This is a genomic window from Bacteroides sp. D2 (assembly GCF_025147085.1).
Classification (GTDB): domain Bacteria; phylum Bacteroidota; class Bacteroidia; order Bacteroidales; family Bacteroidaceae; genus Bacteroides.
This window is the reverse complement of sequence record NZ_CP102261.1, coordinates 3,404,555-3,426,901: the sequence shown is the minus strand read 5'-3', so window position 1 is coordinate 3,426,901 and position 22,347 is coordinate 3,404,555. Positions and strand designations below refer to the sequence as shown.

The 22,347-nt window shown below is 42.3% G+C and carries 14 protein-coding genes; 5 read left to right on the top strand and 9 right to left on the bottom strand.

What is annotated here, in order from left to right; genetic code table 11:
* Positions 1-36: 36 nt before the first annotated feature.
* The 3 genes from NQ505_RS11850 to NQ505_RS11840 are packed head-to-tail and all read right to left on the bottom strand — an operon-like array spanning position 37 to position 3,509.
* The gene (locus tag NQ505_RS11850; protein ID WP_009000572.1) at positions 37-1,362 is read right to left on the bottom strand and encodes a hypothetical protein; all 1,326 of its coding nucleotides are present in this window, start codon (positions 1,360-1,362) and stop codon (positions 37-39) included.
* A 58-nt stretch (positions 1,363-1,420) separates the two neighbouring features.
* Positions 1,421-2,734, bottom strand: coding sequence for an OmpP1/FadL family transporter (locus tag NQ505_RS11845; protein WP_009000571.1), 1,314 nt, complete (start codon positions 2,732-2,734; stop codon positions 1,421-1,423).
* On the bottom strand, positions 2,721-3,509 hold the full coding sequence (locus tag NQ505_RS11840; RefSeq protein WP_009000570.1) for a type III pantothenate kinase: 789 nt from the start codon (positions 3,507-3,509) through the stop codon (positions 2,721-2,723). Before NQ505_RS11840 ends, NQ505_RS11845 begins: the two co-directional genes overlap by 14 nt.
* Before the next feature lie 386 nt (positions 3,510-3,895).
* On the opposite strand from NQ505_RS11840, the gene NQ505_RS11835 reads away from it, so the two are divergent.
* The 5 genes from NQ505_RS11835 to NQ505_RS11815 all read left to right on the top strand — a co-directional run bounded on the left by NQ505_RS11835 (position 3,896) and on the right by NQ505_RS11815 (position 11,960).
* Positions 3,896-5,083, top strand: a complete 1,188-nt coding sequence (locus NQ505_RS11835) for a DUF4105 domain-containing protein (protein ID WP_009000569.1) — start codon at positions 3,896-3,898, stop codon at positions 5,081-5,083.
* Complete coding sequence (locus NQ505_RS11830; RefSeq protein WP_004301873.1) at positions 5,083-6,657, top strand: alkaline phosphatase family protein; 1,575 nt, start codon at positions 5,083-5,085, stop codon at positions 6,655-6,657. The genes NQ505_RS11835 and NQ505_RS11830 overlap by 1 nt, the downstream gene beginning before the upstream one ends.
* Before the next feature lie 196 nt (positions 6,658-6,853).
* The gene (gene secA / locus NQ505_RS11825) at positions 6,854-10,171 is read left to right on the top strand and encodes a preprotein translocase subunit SecA (RefSeq protein WP_009000568.1); all 3,318 of its coding nucleotides are present in this window, start codon (positions 6,854-6,856) and stop codon (positions 10,169-10,171) included.
* Between the two features lie 174 nt (positions 10,172-10,345).
* Positions 10,346-11,452: a DUF6340 family protein gene (locus tag NQ505_RS11820; protein ID WP_009000567.1), complete on the top strand. Its 1,107-nt coding sequence runs from the start codon at positions 10,346-10,348 to the stop codon at positions 11,450-11,452.
* A gap of 61 nt (positions 11,453-11,513) precedes the next feature.
* On the top strand, positions 11,514-11,960 hold the full coding sequence (locus NQ505_RS11815; protein WP_004301870.1) for a hypothetical protein: 447 nt from the start codon (positions 11,514-11,516) through the stop codon (positions 11,958-11,960).
* Positions 11,961-12,097: 137 nt separating this feature from the next.
* On the opposite strand, the gene NQ505_RS11810 is transcribed toward NQ505_RS11815, so the two are convergent.
* From NQ505_RS11810 to NQ505_RS11785, 6 genes are all read right to left on the bottom strand, one after another.
* Positions 12,098-14,110 carry a DUF5689 domain-containing protein gene (locus NQ505_RS11810; protein WP_004304649.1) on the bottom strand — a complete coding sequence of 671 codons (2,013 nt, stop codon included), beginning with the start codon at positions 14,108-14,110 and terminating at the stop codon, positions 12,098-12,100.
* Positions 14,110-15,378: a ComEC/Rec2 family competence protein gene (locus tag NQ505_RS11805; RefSeq protein WP_004304648.1), complete on the bottom strand. Its 1,269-nt coding sequence runs from the start codon at positions 15,376-15,378 to the stop codon at positions 14,110-14,112. Before NQ505_RS11805 ends, NQ505_RS11810 begins: the two co-directional genes overlap by 1 nt.
* A 22-nt stretch (positions 15,379-15,400) precedes the next feature.
* Complete coding sequence (locus tag NQ505_RS11800; protein ID WP_004301867.1) at positions 15,401-17,152, bottom strand: RagB/SusD family nutrient uptake outer membrane protein; 1,752 nt, start codon at positions 17,150-17,152, stop codon at positions 15,401-15,403.
* Between the two features lie 31 nt (positions 17,153-17,183).
* Positions 17,184-20,399 carry a SusC/RagA family TonB-linked outer membrane protein gene (locus tag NQ505_RS11795; protein ID WP_009000566.1) on the bottom strand — a complete coding sequence of 1,072 codons (3,216 nt, stop codon included), beginning with the start codon at positions 20,397-20,399 and terminating at the stop codon, positions 17,184-17,186.
* Between the two features lie 112 nt (positions 20,400-20,511).
* Entirely contained in the window at positions 20,512-21,546 is a 1,035-nt protein-coding gene (locus NQ505_RS11790) for a FecR family protein (protein ID WP_009000565.1), read from the bottom strand.
* Positions 21,547-21,672: 126 nt separating this feature from the next.
* Positions 21,673-22,236, bottom strand: coding sequence for an RNA polymerase sigma-70 factor (locus NQ505_RS11785; RefSeq protein ID WP_004304646.1), 564 nt, complete (start codon positions 22,234-22,236; stop codon positions 21,673-21,675).
* Between the last annotated feature and the right edge of the window lie 111 nt (positions 22,237-22,347).

Genomic DNA, 22,347 nt, shown 5'->3' with positions numbered 1-22,347 from the left:
TGCAATAAACGGTTTCTTCGTTTTCGCAACATACATTTATCTAATCGTTGTAGTCTCTCCTATCCAACCGCCGATAGTGATGCGGTCGCCTTGCTTGTAACCTAACATAAATAGGTCTTTAGCTTGCGGAGTATGACCTGAATATCTACCGATCAATTTGTTAGCTTCTTCAGCTACACTCGGATCCACTTGTTTTGCACGTTGCAGTTTGTCAATCACTGCAAAGTAAGTACACTTGTTCAGAGCAGATTCATCGCTCCAGTTAGGACTCATTGCATAAAGGTTAGCAATCAGTATATAAGGAGCACCATAATTCTCATTGAAACCAATTGCTTTCTGGCAATAAGCTCTTGCTTGAGACAGTTTCTTGGCAGAAGCCAGTACTGCTGCAGCAGCGTATGCTTTTTCAGCCTTCTTCAGATTGTCTGTTTCCAGATTCACTGCTTCATCGAAGAATTTCACCGCACCGTCAATATCACCTTTCTTAAATGCCTGATAAGCACATCCCGTAGCAGCTTCTGCAGTAGGTTCTATCTTATATGAATAGAAAGAAGCCTGTTGATAAGCGTCACTTTCAGTACATCTCATCATTTTCATGATATCGATTACTTTCTTCAAGTAAGCCAAGTCAGTTTGGTTAGATTCTACTTTCGGTCCATAGATGCTTTGCAGTGATTCACAATCAGCTGTTCCACTGTTTACAAACAAAGCCACTAAGTTGTCCTTGATACCCAGCAAAGGTTTCTTTTTAGCTTCACTAGCTTCGGCTGCAATAGCAGCATCGATGTATTCGGAAGCAGCCAGATAATCCTGAATGAACTGTTCTTTATGATTCGGATCCGTTTTCAATTTATCCAAAGACATTTGCAGGAAATAGAAGATAGTCGCACCTGCCGATTCGCCTTTCACTGCATTTACAGACTGACTCAACCATTGATAAGCCTGGTTCACATCAATCTTCGGAGCAAAAGCGATATAATCTACTGCTTTGATACCCAGAGCTTCGTCGGCAGAAGACACTTTTGTACCTTTAGCTAGAAACTCATCTGTGTATTTAATACGCAAGTCATGCGTATTCATCAGTTCATTAAAATATTTCTGATAATCTGCATTATTCCGATCCTTGATTTGTCCCATCAAGCCTTTCAGAATCTTATATCCGTCAGTAAAGGTATAGAAACGAAGCGTCGGACAGTTTTCCAACACAGCTTTCCAAGGAGTATACGCATCTTTAAAATTACCAGCACGCACAGCTTCATGCGAGATACTACTGTTCGAGTTACAGTTAGACGCATCCTGTGCTACCACAGTGGTTGCTCCTGCCGAAAGGAACAACATAGCCACAAGCGTTTTAATTTTCATTGTATCTAAATTTTAGTTGTTATTATATAGTCGTCTATTCTTTCTTACATTCATCTCATTACTCCACTCTGCGTTTGAAGAACCAACGTTCGTTGAACGTCAATCCGATGCTCACGCGGAAGATGTTTTCATTTACAAAAGCCGATTCCTGTCCACTGATACGGACAAATTGTCCGCTGATGCTAAGAATGGAACGGGAACGAGGCACAGGCAGACCGAAACCGGCAGTTACGCCATATTCACGGGTAGCCTCTTTGCCGCCGATCTTATAATACGGAGTCGTATAATAAGCTCCCAGACGGTATTTAATATGGGATAAATAGGAACGTCCCATCAAATTAGGAATGTATTCCGCACCCACTGATACTTTATGACGATCGCAATACGTGTATGTTTCATTGAAATCTTCACGTACAGCTTCATCTGATGTATTTACGTCAAATTTCGTTTTTGACCATTGTTGCAAACTATAATCCAGACCAACAGTCAGGCGTTTGTCATAGTTATATGTAAATCCGACGCCAAATGTATTAGGAACTTCAAACGTTGCATCCGGTTTCAATGTTGTAGTAGAAACCGCTGTACCCGTAGAATTTGAAACCATTTGTGTCGTTACACTATAGTCATTACCCAGTTTCAACTTCGGAGAATATATAGCTCCAATTGTCACTGAATGTTTTTTATTAATATCGAGTGTATATTGTGCTCCAAAATCAAGTTTATAACTCGACACTGACGCAACCGACTGGTGATTATAATTATAAGCACCTGATACACTTGGGAAATAAAGGACACGTGTCCGATTAATATCTCCCCAGAAATAAGAAGCATTCACACCTACCGAAAGGTTTTTGAGCACTTTCACTCCCACTCCGGCATATAATTGATGCAAACCTCCATCTCCGGTATAGCTTCTGGCATAATCAGCCGTATTACCGGTAGTAGGATCTGTTGCAGCCTGTGTATCCGACACTGAATATCCCACATTAGAGAACGGCAACAGACCGATACTCATCGCTATCCTCGGATGCAAACGAAATTGCATAGCCAGATAGTCAAAACTGGAGTTTTTAGCGTTCAGTTTCACACCGCTACCGCTAATATTCATATTTTGCAGACTGACACCTCCTTCAAAGAGGAATGTCAATGAGTCAATGGCTGTATACGAAGCAGGATTCAGCGGATTGATCTGTGCTCCATCCCGAAGTCCAAAAGCAATTCCCCCCATCGCCCTGCTGTTACCGAAACTCTGATCGGACAAGTCGCCATAGCCATATCGTGTATAAGGAGAGTTTGTATTATTTTGAGCGATTGCCATTCCGGTAACCATCGTGAGCAAAAGCGCACAAAGTGTGTGTTTAAATCCTACCATTATTATAGTTTAAAATTCTATTTAATCCTTTCAACACTAAAAATCTATCTGCAAAGATGATACTTTTTACGCTGCTATCAAAAGAAAAATCATCTCCACCCGTTAAAAAAACCAAAAGTTCAGGATATTTATGCTTCATAGACTCAATATAACCTGAAATTTCGTATTCCATCCCTTTCATCACTCCGGCACGTATAGCCGTTTCGGTGTCCCGTCCCATCAGGAGTTTGCGCCCGTTGGTGTCTACCAGAGGCAAACGTCCTGTAAACTGATGAAGTGCTTTGAAACGCATCTGCATACCGGGAGAAATATTACCGCCATGATACTGACCTTTTGAGTCAATAAACTCATAAGTAATGCAAGTTCCCGCATCAATCACCAATATATCCCGATGAGGAAACTGCTCATTAGCACCCACTACGGCAGCCATACGATCATATCCCAATGTTTCGGGAGTTTCGTACAGGTTGACAACCGGAAGCGGAGTCTGATGATTGAGCCAGAGCAAAGGAAACGGCAAAGCTGCCAAATCAGCTAATACCTTTTCGCTTAAATCAATGACAGTAGCCACAATCCCCTGTTCAACCGGATATTTGGAACAAAAAGCCTTCAAGCAACCCAGCGATTGATTGGATTCAGCTACTATATCCACGATTTCTCCGCCGTCGAAGAAAGCAATCTTTGCCTTTGTATTTCCTATGTCGATTATTAAATTCAAATCTTTTGGTTCTTTAGCGGGCGCAAAGGTAAAGTAAAAAAAGAAAAGTTGAAGCATAGAAGAGGAATTATCTTCTTTTTTCATTTTAGAAATCCCCAAAAACAAAAAAATCGAACTATCTATTTTTAAATAGATCAATTATCTTTTATTGTTTATTATGTATTCCACTTTGCGTTCGGCAGTCTTTTTTTATTACATCATAAACAGCTAATAAGCAACAGATTACAAGAAAAAAACAGCATTCCAAAAAGTGTTCCACTATTTTGTAACCGATTTTCCGTTCAAGCAGAAACATTATTTTACCCAAACAGAGGCTCCATTTAAAGAAAACAGCGCCTCTGTTTAAGCCATATAGAGCCTTTATTCTGATAAAATAGAGGCTCCGTTTTCCCGAATCCAACTATTCTTTCTATATTTGCCACCGAAATAAAACGAACCAGCTAATGAAACGGTTTTTCTCATACACCATCCTCTCCTTCTTCCTGTTGCTTCTGCCCACCGGACAAGCATCTGCCAACAACAACGACTCCATCCGTTTGAGTCTGCTGACTTGTGCCCCCGGAGAGGAAATATATTCCCTATTCGGACATACTGCCATCCGTTACGAAAATCCTTCACAAGGGATTGACGTTGTATTCAACTACGGATTGTTCAGTTTCAACACTCCCAACTTCATTTTCCGCTTCTCGCTCGGAGAAACAGACTACCAACTGGGAGCAACGGATTATGAACGTTTTGCAGCTGAATACGCATTTTTCGGACGCAGCGTATGGCAGCAAACGCTCAATCTGACCGATGAAGAAAAAACAGAACTGATCCGGTTATTACAAGAAAACTATCGTCCGGAAAACCGGGTGTACCGTTATAATTTCTTTTACGATAATTGTGCTACCCGCCCCCGGGACAAGATAGAAGAAAGCATTGCAGGAAAAGTGATTTATCCCGCAGAACCGCAGGATGGCTCCCTCACTTTCCGCGACATCGTACATCAGTATTGCAAAGGACATCCGTGGGCACGTTTCGGCATTGACCTCTGTATCGGAAGTGAAGCCGACCAGCCCATCACACAACGTCAGATGATGTTTGCCCCTTTCTACCTGATGGATGCTTTCGACGGTGCACAAATCAAAAGCGATTCTATCCAGCGTCCACTCATAACGGCCAACGAGCTGGTAGTCGATGCCACTCCCGAACCGGATGAAAGCGGCTGGATGCCTACTCCGCTTCAATGCACCTTACTCTTATTTATATTGACAACCGCCGCCACCATCTATGGAATCCGCCGGAGAACCGGATTATGGGGAATCGACCTCTTCCTTTTTGGGATAGCAGGTATTGTGGGATGTGTCCTTGCATTTCTCGCGCTCTTCTCCCAACACCCGGCAGTCAGCTCCAATTTCCTATTATTGGTATTCCATCCGGGACAACTTCTTTTCTTGCCATACATTATATATTGTGTCCGAAAAGGGAAGAAATGTTGGTATTTAACCCTGAATCTGGCGGTTTTAACACTTTTTATAGTGCTTTTTCCTGTAATTCCGCAAAGATTTGACTTTGCTGTTGTACCTTTGGCACTCGTTTTGCTGATACGTTCAGCGAGCAATCTGATTGTGACATCTAAAAAGAAATAATGAAAGGACTACTAACTTCCCTCATCACCGTACTGACTTTCACCGGGCTACAAGCCCAGTCACTGCCTGCCGCCCCTAAATTAGTGGTAGGGCTGACGATTGACCAATTACGTACGGACTATCTGGAAGCTTTTTCGTCACTCTACGGTGAGAAAGGCTTCAAACGTCTTTGGAAAGAGGGAAGAGTGTTCCATAACGCCGAATATACCTTCTGCGGTATAGACCGCGCTTCTGCCATAGCGGCTATTTATAGCGGTACGACGCCTTCCATGAACGGAATTATTTCTCAACGCTGGATGGATGCCTCTACCCTTCGCCCCGTCAACAGCACAGACGACACGGCATTTATGGGGTATTACACCGACCAGACTGTCGCCCCCACCAAACTACTGACTTCAACCATTGCCGACGAGCTTAAAATAGCGACACAAGGCAAAGGACTCGTATATGCCATTGCACCTGATTGCGATGCCGCACTTTTTGCAGCCGGACATGCCGGAAACGCTGCTTTCTGGCTCAATCCCAACACCGGAAAATGGAGTGGAACCACCTATTATGGAGAGTTTCCGTGGTGGGCAAGCCAATATAACGACCGTCAAGCGATTGATTTCCGTATTGCCGGTATGACATGGGAACCCATATTTCCGCGGGGCATGTACACTTTCCTGCCAGATTGGCGGGATATGCTCTTCAAATATAAATTCGATGATGACCGCAGTAATAAATACCGCCGCTTCATCGCCAGCCCTTTTGTGAATGATGAAGTGAATGCGCTTGCCGAAGAAGCATTGAACAAAAGTTCCATCGGCATGGATGACATTACTGACTTATTGGCACTCACTTACTATGCTGGAAACTATGCGCATAAATCCGTACAGGAATGTGCCATGGAAATACAAGACACCTACGTGCGTCTTGACCGCAGCATTGCCGACCTGCTCGAAGTTCTTGATAAGAAAGTAGGACTACAAAATGTGCTTATTTTCGTCACTTCCACCGGATATATAGACAGCGAATCGCCTGATTCGGGATTGTACAAGGTTCCCGGCGGAGAGTTTTATCTCAACCGTTGTGCGGCTCTATTGAATATGTACCTGATGGCTACGTATGGCGAAGGAAAGTATGTGGAAGCTCACCATAACCAACAGATTTACCTGAATCATAAGTTATTGGAAAAGAAAGAACTGAATCTGGCAGAAATCCAACAAAAGTCAGCAGAATTCCTGATGCAGTTCAGCGGAGTGAACGAAGCCTATTCGGCTAACCGGCTATTATTGGGTTCATGGACTCCGGAAATCTACAAAATACGTAACGGCTACCACCGCAAACGTTCGGGTGACCTCGTAATCGACGTCCTCCCCGGATGGACTATCGTCAACGAGAACGGCGGAGACAATAAAGTGGTACGTCATTCCTATATCCCCTCACCGCTGATTTTCATGGGACATTCCGTGAAACCGGCCATTATCCAGACACCTGTAACCATTGACCATATTGCGCCTACACTGGCACATTTTATGCGCATCCGGGCTCCCAACGCCTGTACTTCTGCTCCTATTACCGACCTGCGGTAAAAATTTACTCACAAAAACAGGGAGCAAAACATAAATAAATCAGCATTTTAATGTAACTTTGCGGAGATTATTCGTCACATAATCGATCGATTCACACAGATTTCTTTCTTGAATCTGTGTGCGGAATGAGAAAATCTATCCGGATGAATATGACCTGCAATAAGAAAAAGATAAATAATAAACTAAATAATATAACATGGGATTTAATGAATTTTTAAGCTCGGTTTTCGGAAACAAATCCACACGAGACATGAAAGAAATCAAGCCCTGGGTGGAAAAGATCAAAGCTGCTTACCCGGAGATTGAAAAACTAGACAACGACGCCCTCCGTGCCAAAACGGAAGAACTCAAAAAATATATCCATGAATCGGCTACTGCTGAACGTGCGAAAGTGGAAGAGTTGAAGGCAAGCATTGAAACTCTCGAACTGGAAGACCGCGAAGAAGTCTTCGTACAAATCGATAAGACAGAAAAAGAAATTCTGGAAAAATATGAAAAAGCACTGGACGAAGTACTGCCTGTTGCTTTTTCTATCGTAAAGGCTACCGCCAAACGTTTTACAGAAAATGAAGAAATCGTTGTAACTGCTACCGACTTCGACCGTCAACTGGCTGCTACAAAAGATTTCGTACGCATCGAAGGTGACAAGGCCATCTATCAGAATCACTGGGTAGCCGGTGGTAACGACACATTGTGGAACATGGTTCACTACGATGTACAGCTCTTTGGTGGTGTCGTTCTGCATAAAGGTAAGATTGCGGAAATGGCAACCGGTGAAGGTAAAACATTGGTGGCTACACTCCCGGTATTCCTCAACGCATTGACCGGAAACGGTGTACACGTAGTTACCGTGAATGATTACCTCGCCAAACGTGACTCCGAATGGATGGGTCCTCTTTATATGTTCCACGGTTTGAGCGTAGATTGTATCGACCGTCATCAGCCGAACTCCGACGCACGTCGTCAGGCATATCTGGCAGATATCACTTTCGGTACAAACAATGAATTCGGTTTCGACTACCTGCGTGACAACATGGCTATCAGCCCGAAAGACCTTGTACAACGTCAGCACAATTATGCCATCGTCGATGAGGTCGACTCGGTATTGATTGACGACGCACGTACTCCGTTGATTATCTCCGGTCCTGTACCCAAAGGCGATGACCAGTTGTTCGAGCAACTCCGTCCGTTAGTGGAACGTCTGGTAGAGGCACAAAAGGTACTGGCTACCAAATATCTTTCCGAAGCAAAAAAACTGATCGCATCCAACGATAAGAAAGAGGTGGAAGAAGGATTCCTCGCTTTATACCGCAGCCACAAGGCATTGCCGAAAAACAAGGCTTTGATTAAGTTCCTTAGTGAACAGGGTATCAAGGCAGGTATGCTCAAGACGGAAGAGATCTACATGGAACAGAACAACAAGCGTATGCATGAAGTGACTGATCCGCTGTACTTCGTAATCGACGAAAAACTGAATAGCGTAGACCTGACAGATAAGGGTGTAGACCTGATTACCGGTAACTCTGAAGACCCGACATTATTCGTGCTTCCGGACATCGCCGGACAACTTTCGGAATTGGAGAACCTGAATCTAACCAACGAACAACTGCTTGAAAAGAAAGATGAACTTCTGACAAACTATGCCATCAAATCGGAACGTGTACACACCATCAACCAGCTGTTGAAGGCTTACACCATGTTCGAGAAAGATGATGAATATGTAGTGATCGACGGACAGGTGAAGATCGTAGACGAGCAGACAGGCCGTATCATGGAAGGTCGCCGCTACTCTGACGGATTGCACCAGGCTATCGAAGCCAAGGAACGTGTGAAAGTGGAAGCTGCTACGCAGACCTTTGCAACAATTACTTTGCAAAACTACTTCCGTATGTATCACAAACTGTCCGGTATGACCGGTACTGCTGAAACGGAAGCAGGCGAACTTTGGGATATCTACAAATTGGACGTAGTCGTGATCCCGACCAACCGTCCGATTGCAAGAAAGGATATGAACGACCGCGTTTACAAGACGAAACGCGAAAAGTATAAAGCTGTTATCGAGGAAATCGAAAAATTGGTTCAAGCAGGACGTCCGGTATTGGTGGGTACTACTTCGGTAGAAATCTCCGAAATGTTGAGCAAGATGCTTACCATGCGTAAGATTGAGCACAAGGTATTGAACGCCAAACTGCACCAGAAAGAAGCGGACATCGTTGCTACCGCCGGTTTAAGCGGAACAGTAACCATTGCTACCAATATGGCAGGTCGTGGTACCGACATCAAACTAAGTCCGGAAGTAAAGGCTGCGGGCGGTTTGGCAATCATCGGTACGGAACGTCACGAATCCCGTCGTGTAGACCGCCAGTTACGTGGTCGTGCAGGACGTCAGGGTGACCCGGGTTCTTCTGTATTCTTCGTGTCATTGGAAGACGACCTGATGCGTCTGTTCTCTTCCGACCGTATTGCCAGTGTAATGGACAAGCTCGGTTTCCAGGAAGGCGAAATGATCGAACACAAGATGATTTCCAACTCCATCGAACGTGCACAGAAGAAAGTGGAAGAAAACAACTTCGGTATTCGTAAACGTCTGTTGGAATATGACGACGTAATGAACAAGCAACGTACGGTGGTTTATACGAAACGTCGTCACGCTTTGATGGGTGAACGTATCGGTATGGATATCGTGAACATGATTTGGGACCGTTGCGCCAACGCTATCGAGAACAACGATTATGAAGGTTGCCAGATGGAATTGCTCCAGACATTGGCAATGGAAACTCCGTTCACTGAAGAAGAATTCCGTAACGGAAAGAAAGAGCAGTTGGCTGAAAAGACTTTCAACATTGCTATGGAGAACTTCAAACGCAAAACTGAACGTCTGGCACAGATCGCTAATCCGGTTATCAAACAGGTATATGAAAATCAGGGACACATGTACGAAAACATCCTGATTCCTATTACAGACGGTAAACGGATGTATAATATCTCTTGTAACCTGAAAGCGGCTTACGAATCGGAATCTAAAGAAGTGGTGAAATCGTTCGAGAAATCAATCTTGCTCCACGTAATCGACGAAGCATGGAAAGAAAACTTGCGCGAACTGGACGAACTGAAACATTCTGTACAGAATGCAAGCTACGAACAGAAAGATCCGCTATTGATCTATAAACTGGAATCTGTGACTTTGTTTGACGCTATGGTGAACAAAATCAATAACCAGACTATATCTATCTTGATGCGTGGACAAATTCCTGTACAGGAAGCTCCGGACGAATCAGCAGCACGTCGTGTAGAAGTGCGTCAGGCTGCTCCCGAACAACGCCAGGATATGAGCAAGTATCGCGAAAACAAAGAAGATTTGAGTGATCCGAACCAGCAGGCTGCTGCAAGTCAGGATACTCGTGAACAGCAGAAACGTGAACCGATTCGTGCAGAGAAGACAGTAGGTCGTAACGATCCTTGTCCATGCGGAAGCGGCAAAAAGTATAAAAACTGCCACGGAAAGAACCTTTGATTAATTAAAAATTATAAATTAAAGGTTGGAAATTGTAGGGTAATGTGCTTTATGGCATAGTCTCTCTATATTCAACTTATAAAAGAAAGTCTCAAACGGTTAAAAACTGTTTGAGACTTTCTTTTATTCTTCCAAAGTTGTACTTTTGTTCAAATTACTAAATAGAACAAAACTATGGCAAAATCTTATTCACTGGTTTTCATCGTTTTATTCCTGCTGACTCTGGGTAGCTGTCAGAGTCTGGAACAGATCCCCATTGATTATCTGCAACCTGCCGACTTGAGCTTTCCTCCGCAACTCCGAAAAGTAGCTATTGTGAATAACACCAGCGACGCCCCGGATAATAAACTGATAACAGAGACTGAAAAAATTAAAGAAGGTACACCATTAATAAGTCGTGCAACAGCTTATGCCAATGGAGATCCTAAGGCAGCCACTGAATCACTGGCAGAAGAAATAGCACAGCAGAACTACTTCGATGAGGTGGTTATCTGTGATTCTGCCTTACGCGCCAATGATAAACTGGCCCGCGAAAGTACATTGAGCCAGGAGGAAGTGCGTCAACTGACTTCTAACTTGGGAGTGGACTTTATTATTGCGCTGGAAAACCTACAACTCAAAGCAACAAAGACTGTCCGCTATCTGGATGAGTTCAACTGCTTTCAAGGAGCGGTAGACGTGAAAGTTTATCCCACGGTGAAAGTTTATCTTCCCGAACGTAGCAGACCGATGACTACGCTCCATCCTAATGATAGCATTTTTTGGGAAGAGTTTGGAGGTACAGCCATAGAAGCCGCCACTCGCATGATTCCCGACAAGCAGATGCTGGAAGAAGCGGCAGCATTCGCAGGAACGGTTCCGGTGAAAAATATTGTCCCTATTTGGAAAAAAGGAACACGGTATCTTTATACTGGTGGTTCGGTTCCTATGCGTGACGCTGCCATTTATGTACGCGAAAATTCATGGGACGACGCATACGAACTTTGGCGTCAGGCTTTCGAAGGTACCAAGAACCAAAAGAAAAAAATGCGGGCAGCTCTCAACATTGCTGTTTACTACGAAATGAAAGATAGTTTGGCTAAAGCAGAAGAATGGGCAGAAAAGGCCCAACAACTAGCTAAAAAAATAGATAAAAAGAACATCACAGATAGCCCTCAAGCTACCATTGATGATGTGCCGAATTATTATCTTACTACTTTGTATTTAGCTGAACTAAAGGAGAGAAATGCTCAATTACCCAAGTTAAAATTGCAAATGAGCCGATTTAATGATGATTTTTAAGGAAATTGTGTATCAAATCTTATTTTTTTTATACCTTTGAACTTATAAAAAGAAGGAACCCATGAAATTGAGCCAACAATCATTATCTATTATCGAATCGGCTATCCAAAAGGCAGTCGCTAAATATGTATGTAGCTGTGAACAAACAGTTGTAACCGATATCCATCTCCAACCGGATCAGGCATCGGGACAACTTAATATTTACAACGATGATGATGAAGAACTGGCAAACATCATGATCGAAGAATGGGCTACTTATGAAGGGGATGATTTCCTTGAAAACGTGGAACCTTCTCTTCGCAACATTCTTTGCAGAATGAAGGATGCCGGAGATTTCGACAAAGTGACTATTCTGAAACCTTATTCTTTCGTTTTGGTAGATGAAGAGAAAGAAACCGTAGCAGAATTGCTGTTGATTGACGACGATACCATACTGGTGAATGATGAATTGCTGAAAGGGTTGGATAAGGAGTTGGACGACTTCTTAAAGGATTTGTTGGAAAAATAAAGAAGAATTGTTGGAGAAATAAGATATCGTTCTTTTTGAATAGAGATCGTTCAAGATCCACATATAAAAAGATAATCGGAAGCAATCAGGATATGTCCTTTATTGCTTCCGATTATTTTATATATATTCCCTATTGATTATTTGTTGTATTTGATTGAGATATTAGCAAGTCTAAGCGGCATGAAGCTGGATACCCCTGCCGGGAGTCTGACCGGTCGCAATCTGATGCAAATATTATCACGGTTCAATAAGGCATCCGGCAACTTAAAGTCATAGACTTTATAACCAGGAATGTTCTTCTCCGTCTGTCCACCTGCAGCCGTTCTATCAAACTGTCCCAGAATGGTAAACTCTGAATTATCTACTTTAATCCATTCACCATTCATCGAATAAGCATATTCAACCACTGCAACAGGGCCACCTCCCCAACTTGCATTCATTTCAACCTGAAGAGACAAGGATGTAGAAATACCTACTGTCGATATTTTGTCTACGTAGAAATATGAACTTGTAGACCACGGTTTACTATTAAAAGCACCGCCTCGCATACGACCATAGTATCCATCGGTCGTGTTAAGGTTAACATCTCCTCTGAAATCATCCTGGAATCCCAGAATGTAGTCTGCATAGGTTTGCTGGAAATATTTATTTCCGTCTTTGCTAAGAAGAGCATTCGCCTGCGATGCCTCGCCACCCGTAGGATGGTAATCCGTAAAAGTAGAAGAGCCTATTTCTTTCCAATCGGGTACATTACAATCCCATTCTACAAGCACATCAGTGATCTCGTTTATATCACTGATGTTAATATCTTCTCTGTTAAGCGGAAGAATACATAACCGGCTTTCAGAGATGTCGAAATTTGTAAGTTTCACTTTCGCCACCATTCCTGTTATGCTTCCCGAACCTTTAGGAAGTGTTTCGTGAGCATAAGGAGCTTCAAACGCAGTAAGCATATATGTATTAGAACCGTTTTTATCTCTTATACAGGTCGGATAGTATCTGTAATATGCAGGGAACTTTTCTACCCAATAGTTTTTATTAATCTTACGATCGGCAGCTCCCGGGTCAGTAGTCTTGAAATTAGTGAATGCACCTACCGGAGATGCAATCTCGACATCTTTCAGGGTCACAAGACTAAATACCATATTATCCGTAAGTTCAGCAATCGTTCTTTCAGGAATTGTGAAGGTAGAAAGTTCCGAGCTGATTACGTGGGCAGCAGTGATACCGCTAATCAGTCTATAAGTAAAGCTACCCTCTGATTCTTCTCTTATCATTCCATCTTTCAGACACAATGACACTTTGGCAAATTGTGCAAACGTAATTAAAGATTCGGACTCAAACACAACTGTCTCTCCTGCCTCATTCTGAATGACATAGCGATTGCTCGGGAAGTTCTTCGAAGTGCCATTGGCTACGATGGTTCCTTCAACATATACATTGTTAGTAATTCCACCGACAGCATAACCATGTACGGTTGGATAACTGACAAGTTCCGCATTCGCATATTCAGAATATGCTTGCGAGAGATTAATGGTAGCCGTGACCTTACGCTGGTACTGATCGTCATAACTCAACACAATACTTCCTGTACGGGGTGATTGCGAATTTGTTTCCGTATTAAAATAAAGCTTTCCATCACTTATCCTATACTCCTGCACCCAGTTCACCGTTGGCGTAATAACGATATCCGTTTCGGGCACATTGGTAGAGATTTCCATTTCATATTCACCTCCTTTAGTAAACAGCTCCATCTTATCACTGGCAGGAACAATAAATGGATAACGGGATAATTGTTTTATCTTGATTACATCCGCAGTCTTACCATCTTTCGTAAACACACGAATATCACAGAAACGTTCGGAATCACTGATATTCTCATCATAAGTCACAGTGAAATAAGTTCTTGATGACTGGGCTCCACGTATATCCGTAGAGAACCAGGTTGATTCTACAAAATCAATTCGCCACTCGGTATTGGACTTCACCTCCACCTGAACCGGATCACCTTCCGCCTGAAGAATAATCTCATTATTTGTTATTTCCAATATACCGGCTTCATGTTCGTCAGAGCATGACGGAAACATTATGATTGCCATCACAGCCAGAAAAGCTGTCCAGACTATTGAATCTTTAATTTTCATGTTCATCAATTATTAGATTTAATCTCACCTGTTTTATATAGTATCTCATAAGCTTCATTCCGATCATTTAATACAAAGATCTGAAACTTCTCTCCACCCGGATAAACACGCGTAACAACATGTCCGGCAGGCTTTATCTTCAAGCCGTCTTCACCCAGTCTGCTCCTGTTACTGTCTACCATACCGGCGGCAAAAACCGACCGTTCACCAGGATAAAGAGTTTGAGACAGCATCCGGCTCAACGTTGCCGGTTGAGGGTGATAGTAATCCCATACGGGAATTACATAGACTTGTGGTTTCACTTGGGAAATGTAGGTATCGCACATAGCATCAGAATAAGCGTGATGATTGGCAACAACCACATCCGTCTCACCGAGCAATCTGGCTACCGGCGTTTCTATATCAAACCATTCCGGTGCTTTTTCTACGCCCAGAATATCTCCTGCGGAGAAATAATCAAAATTACCGTATGTGATACGGATTCCACAACTGCAACGGTTTTCGTTCAACTGTTCACTTGAAGAGGCTGTAGAAGGCACAAGCTCTTTGGCTGTTGTTCCGCTACCTGTCCAAATTTTACCATTACCCACGATATTACGTACTTCGAATGTAGGATAAGAGCCCGGATCTTTCAAGAGTTTGATCTGACTATTGCTTCCTATTACAAATCCCTCATTCTTTTTACCTTCCCTGTCACGAGCGGCAACATATAATTTATAGTTTGAGATATGAGCACCAGAGACTTTAGCTGCTGTCGGATAATCATAAGTAGGATAACCACGATCTATCAAAGTGGAAATATTGAGAAGATTACCAACATGAGTGATTCCGGTAAGTTTGTAATCCAGTCCTACTTTTTCGATTGCCAGTTTTCCATTCTGTCCGATATGGTCCGTATCAAAGTGAGTGAGCAAGGCATAATCAAGTGCTCCGTTATTTTTTAATGGCAATGAGAAATGTTTTATATATTGAGCAATCCATTCGGCAGGCCGCTTAGAATCATTAGGCACTGCTTTCATAATTTCCTGTGTGCCTGAATGTACTCCTAAATCTCCTGCATCCAATAACATGGTAGTCCCATCCGGAAAAATAAGATAGGCTGCATTACCTCTTCCGGTACTAATCTGATGAATATCCAAATAACCTGCCTGCCACTCCGGAAGGTATTCATACACTTTATCTACTGCATCATCAGGAAAAGGCTTTTCTTGTTGGCAACTTGCGAATGTAGGCAGCAACATGATGGCTCCTAAAAAAAATATCTTGCTATTCATTATATTATTCTTTAATAGTTGATTAATCGATTTGTTTCACACTATAGATACCGGCTTCTTCTTTAGTCATTTCATTGCCGCCTCCGTATCCCGGATTTTGCTTCAAGACATTGCTGACAGAAATTGACTTTTCCGGAATAGGAAAAAGCTCATAATGATCGTCGTTAGTAGGTTTATGATCCCACCAAGAACCTGTTGTATACAACCCCCAACGACGAAGATCGGTACGACGACGCTGTTCACCCAGAAACTCGACCATCCACTCATCAAGAATCCGGTACTTGTCGATATTCGTTTCGGTCACCGGATCAGGATCGGCTTTATTCTCGAAATTGCGTTTACGCACTTCATTGAAAAGATTGGCTGCTTCTTTTTTATAGCCGCTTCTATATTTACATTCAGCAAGCATATAATAGATTTCAGCAAAACGAATAACCGGATAATCCGGATTAAAAGCAATGGTTTTGTCGATATTGTCGGGAACCGGTAGTTTGCACAAACGTATTCCGGAATTCTCTTCCCCGGTACTTATATTGGAGGGAAGCTCATTCACTGAAGAATATTCTCCATCTTTCACTTTCTTGAATTGTGCCACCTGATCGACAAATTCAAGAACCTCACCCGGATATTCGTACAGTCCCGTACACTTCACCTCTGTACCACTTCTTGATGTACGCTGTAATTTTCCATAAAGGAACATTCCTTCGTATTTTCCATTCCCTTTATACAAGTACAATTTTTTACGAAGATCTTTATTGTTGAATTTGGCAAAAGGTCGCCCAAGCTTATCCGTATAGGGATCGCCATTGGGTTTAAGAGACGGCTGAAGATGCATACCATTAGTAGAAGAATAGCCGCTTAGATCAAAATAGTTCTTTGCATTATAATGATTATAGCGTTCGAACTGCCATTGAAACAAAGTGCCTTTTGCATATTGCGACTGAACAGACCACATTACTTCCTTAGATTTATTATTGTCGAAAGTGAAAGGACCGAACCAGTCTTCCTCCAATTCGTAATAACCGTATTTGCCATCTAATAGATCCTGGCAGACCTGCGCACATTCAGCAAAACGGTTCTCTCCCATGTAGACTTCCGCATTAAAATATAACTGAGCAAGAAGGGCGGCGGCAGTTCCTTGACGTAAATAGCCTTCTTCCAGCATATCTGCTCTTTTTTTCTCTAATTTGGGAATAGCGGCAAGCAACAGTTCTTCCACATAATTAAAGGTTTCGCGTGCAGTGGAACGTGGAACTTCCTCGGTAGTAGAGCGCCGGTAAATAGGCATACCCCCATAGAAATCAAGTCCCCGCAGATAAAAATAGGCAACCAATGTCTGAAGTTGCATCTGATGATCTGCTTTCAATTCTTCCGTCATGCCCAGTGATACATAATCCACACCGGATAAGTCTTCCTTACAAGCTAAAGCCATTGCCACTCCCATGCCTACCCCACGCCAGGTTTCTTCGTTGTTGGGGTGAAGAGGTGTCCAGTCGTGATGCTGCAGTTGGGAATATCTGACATCATTGTAATGTATTCCTTTTTGTGTGACACACATCTCATCTGTTGTACATTCTTGAAGAATGGCACGGTCGAATCCGTGAAACCAACGCCAATGTGTGAAAGAGCGTACCAAGAAAGAATAAACAGTTTCCTTAGACGTGAAATAAGTGTCCGGAGTGACTTCGGAATACCACTTCTCATCCAGATTTGTACAACCGGATGACACCAGAAGGGTGAGGAAGGAGATAATGATTAAAATATTTCGTCTCATATCATTTTATTAGTTTATAGGTACTTTAATATTAGAATTGGATTTTCATACCAACGGTATATCTACGAGTTTCAGGATAAATATTATTAAACCATTCATAACCAGGGTCCAGTCCGTTGACATTCACTTCCGGATTAAGTCCTGAATATTTCGTGAAACATGCCACATTCCGGACGGTCAGGTAAAGATCAATCTTATCTATATATTTCTGCCACTTTTTCATGTTAAGAGAATATCCCAGACTAATGGCGTCTATCTTTAAGAAAGTGCCGTCCTCAAGCCAGTAATCGCAAAGCTGCTTTACTTCTTTGATGTGCCGGTTGTCAATGTACGCATTGCGAAGAACGTTCTGGCCTGCTACTTCAGAAAGTCCATAGTACATATTTATGGTATTAAACACGTCGAAATCGATCCAGCTACGCAGGTTGATACCTAAAGAGAGGTTCTTGTAAGTGAAGGTATGATCCCATGATACCATCAATGCAGGAATAGCATTACCGATGTACCGCTTGTCATCATAGGTCTTCTTATCGCTAAGAATCACATTGTCGTTCTTATCATACAGAAGCCATCTTCCATTATCCGTGATACCGGCATATTTCCAGATATAATAGCTTCCGATCTTTGTTCCTGCTTCAATTCTTCCGGCTGATCCGTTCGTTCCCGGTGACGGGAATCCTACACGATCCTGGTAAGTATTATTCCCCCACAAAGAGGTAATTTTGGAAGAAGAATGGGATAGACGCATGGTAGTTGTCCAGTTAAAGTCTTTCGTTTTAACAGGCACTCCGCCAATCTCAAACTCCCATCCGGTATTCTCAAGATTACCATAATTCATGGTCGTTTTCTCGTAAACGGCGGGAGGATTGGGTACACTGATATTGTATAACATTCCGGAAACTCTTCTTTTATATATATCGAACTTTCCAAAAAGCCGGTTATTCAGAAACGCATAATCCAAACCGATGTTAAGCTCTGCTTTCTTTTCCCAATGCAAGTCATTATTGACATTACGAGCCGGTCCATAAGAAGTGATCCATGTACCGTTATAAGGCCACATTGAATTGGAGGAGTACATGGCTGTGGATGCTCCTGCAGAGAAATTGTTATTTCCCGTCACACCATAACCGACACGTACTTTGAGGTCATCAAGAAAACTGACATCACGCAGAAAGGCTTCATTGGATATACGCCATCCACCTGATACAGCCCAGAATGTTCCCCAGCGATGATTCTTTCCAAATTTGGAAGATCCCTCATGACGGACACTTCCAGTAACCATATAACGATCTTTATAGCTATAATTCGCCCGACCAAAGAAGGAGATAAGACGTTCACGAGGATATTTGTGAGAAGACATAGCTGCTTTTCCATCAGAAAGCCAGCTGCCTGTTCCCATATCCCAAGCTCCTACTCCATCCACAGGGAAATCGAAGTTAGACATATCAAAGTTTTCAGAATAGTTTTCCCAATAGCTATATCCGGCCACCGCACTAACCGTATGGTCATCTGCAAAAACACGCATGAAATTAATGGTAGGTTCAAAAGAAACATTTACTGTTTTACTATATCCGTGAAATCCCTTTCCTTTATAACTTCCATTCAAAGATGTTCTGTGTAATGCGGATACATAATGCGTCTGCTGATACTGGCGATCTTCCCATCCGAGAGTGGCTTGTGCCGAAAATCCGGCAGGCAGATTGAGCTTTACCGTAGCATCCGCCTTGAGCCATTTATCAACATTATCCGTCTGCTTGAGCATAACTTCCGCTAATGGATTGTAATATTCACTACCACCAACCAATACATTGTAGCCTGTTTCACTAGTACTATCATAAACATGTTCCGTTGGATTCATCTTCAATGCCATGTCGAAACAGGAACTACTGCTCCGCTGATCCCGATGTGCTTCACGATATTCTGTATGTAAGCCTATTTCCAGCAAGTCATTGAGAAGATTAAAGTTTGCATTGATACGCCCCGAATAGTCTTTACGATTATCGCCTATCGCAATACCTTTCTGATCCTGTGCCATAATAGTGGCATATATTCTGGCTGTATGTCCCCCTCCCGAAAGGGTGACAACATGGCGCTGGGAAAGTGCTCCCTCATTTAAAAGTTCACCGTACCAATCGGTAGACGCTCCCAAATCTGTTCCTACACCGAACCTCACGAAAGCATCGCGATCCAGGACCTGTGGTCTTCTGGAAACTTGTTCGGTGGACAGCTCGCCTGTATATGATAATGTGATAGGACCTTCTTTCGCTTTCTTGGTAGTCACGAGAATGACACCACCAGCTGCCCTTGTTCCGTAAATAGCACCTGCAGAGGCATCCTTCAAAACATCAATGGATTGAATATCTTCCTGACTGATAGAACGCAAATCACCACCAGGAATTCCGTCTATCACAATCAAAGGGGAAGAAGAAGCATTGATGGAAGCTACCCCACGAAGCTGGAAACTAGCAGAGGCATTCGGACTGGAGGTCTCGGAAACATTCATACCGGAGATTTTTCCTTTCAGAGCAGTCGCAATGGTAGAGCCTCCCAATCCAGTCACTAAATCTTTTGAAGATATGGAAGTAATGGAGCTGGTCACAGCACGTTTCTCCATTGTTCCATAACCGATAACGACTACTTCATCCAGCAACTGATGATCTTCTTTTAATACCAAAGACAAGCTTGTCCGATTTCCCACCTTTACTTCAAGAGACTGAAAACCGATATATGAAATCAGTAATACAGCATTTGACGCAACTGACAGGTTAAATTTTCCATCCAAATCAGACACTGTACCTTTCCCGGCCACTCCTTTCTCCTGAATACTGGCACCAATCACCGGATCTCCATTCGTATCTACAATCACTCCTTGTATCTTTTTCGAAGTTGCTTCCGTTTGCTCTTGTTTTACCGGTACGGGAACCAGAACGATATACCCTTTTTCTATCTTGTAAGTAAACCCCGTTCCCGCGAGCAACTTATCCAAAACAATAGAAAGTTTTTGTTTCTTAAAATCAACACTCAATGTCCGATTCACATCTATTTTAGTCCGACTATAAGTAATGCTTAATTGAGTCTGACTTTCAATAGCATCAAAAGCTTTCAACAAAGTTATGTTTTTTCCGGCAATAGTAATCAACTGATTCTGCCCATAGATAGTACCCAAAGGGACTATAAAGAATAAGGTTAACAATAAAATACGCAAATTACTGGTATGTTTTATAGTAAAATAAGAATTAAAATTCATACTTTTGTATATTAAATGAATACTACATTTAAGGTTCACTATTTCCTAAAATTTTAAATGATAACGGTATTTATTTCGGGTTGGACAAAAGGATCAGTTTTGTCCAACCTTTTTATGGATGGGTACCTCCTTTCTTACTCTTATTCGCCGGTGAAGCAGCTGTCAGTATCACAACCTTATTGTCTGTGACCTTGCTTTCCATACCTCCGACGGTCATTGTTACAATATGAATTGCTGCTTGAAGAGGTTCGCCCTTTCTAAGCTTAATGGTATATAAATCATTTGTGTATAAATGCGGTTCTGCCTTTATTTCTACATTATAATGTCGTCCCAATGTGTTCAGAATATCCTCCAGATGGCAATCGACAAAATTCAATTCACCACGTGTCCAACCGGAAGCCATCATCACATCTATTTTTCGTTTTTCATAATTCTTAGTCAGGTGATTGTATTCAAGTTGTTCACCGGGAGTAAGAATAAAACAGCTGTCTGGTGCCAGCAGGTTATTGATTTGCACTTTTCCATTTTCAAGAGTTGTAGTCGTTTTCCTGTCTTCCGAATATGCCTGTATATTAAACTTCGTACCTAAAGCACGAACTGATAACAAAGATGTCTTGACAATAAACGGATGTTTCTTATCCTTATGGACATCAAAATTCGCCTCTCCGGAAAGATAAACAGTGCGTGTATCGCCTCGAAAGCTTTTCGGATAAATGATACTGCTCTCCGAATTGATCTGTACCTTTGTCCCATCCGGCAAAGTCAATTCTCCCCGTTCACCCATGGGAACAATATATTCTACCAATTTGCAAGAATCAGTATAATCATTTATATAATGCCACGATAATAGCACTGAAAATAAGGGGATTAATATCATAGAAGCAATGCGAAGAAGTGGTTTGATTTCCCAATGTGGTTTTATTATCGGATTTGCAAGTCCCGCTTTACGCCGGACCTCATACCATGAACGCCGGGTGGCCTCATCAGGTTCAGCGATGATATTCATCCACTCTTCCTGTATAGCTTCTTCTTTATCTTCTGCATCAGCAGGAGAAACCAGCCAACGCCAAAACTTCATCTGCAAGGAGTTTTGCAGGGGATGGCGAACAAAAAAATGTATTAGTTCTGATATGCTTTTCTTCTTCATGATTTTATCCGTTTATTAATAAGATGCACGAGATAGAATACACACACAGTCTAAAAGCTATTTTTTCTACTTTTTTTGAGAAAGGAGAATAAAAGAAGAGTTTTTGTCAATAGGAAGTGGTTTTATTTAGAAAAGATAAAAGTGCTTCAGCATCTTGCGGATATCAGCCAATGCTTGTGTGAGATGGTTTTCTACAGTCCGTTTGTTTATTGCAAGCAGTTGCGCTATCTCATCATTGTTTTTACCTTCTTTACGGCTCATCTCATAAATTCTTTTTCGTTGGGCGGGCATTTGCTCTACCGTATGCTGTATCAACAACAGTAATTCTTCGGCAAACATATTTTCTTCGATGTTTCCCGCACCCTCATTCTGCTGACGGGAAAGATTCTCCTGTTGCTTTTCTCCATATTCATTCACCAAAAGTATATGTCGTAAATGCTGGTACACAGCATTCCGGGAAGTCCGATAAAGGTAGGCATTCAGATTTTCGATTTTTGCCATCTCCTCACGCTTCTGCCATAGTTTGAGGAGAATATCTTGTGCAAAGTCCTCTGCCGTTATATCATCCTGAAGTAAACCGGATATAAAACGTTTCACCCTCGGGAAATAACGCATAAACAAAACCTCAAAAGCTTTCTCATCTCCTCGTGACAAAGCTCTCAACAGTATTTGCTCTTCTGTAAATTCCATTTGCAACTTATTGTGTTTAAGTATTAGTTGCAGCAAATATAAGAATTTTCCTATTAGCAATGAAATTAGAAATTCTTTATGAAAGGGTTCTAAGACAAATATAGCCGGATA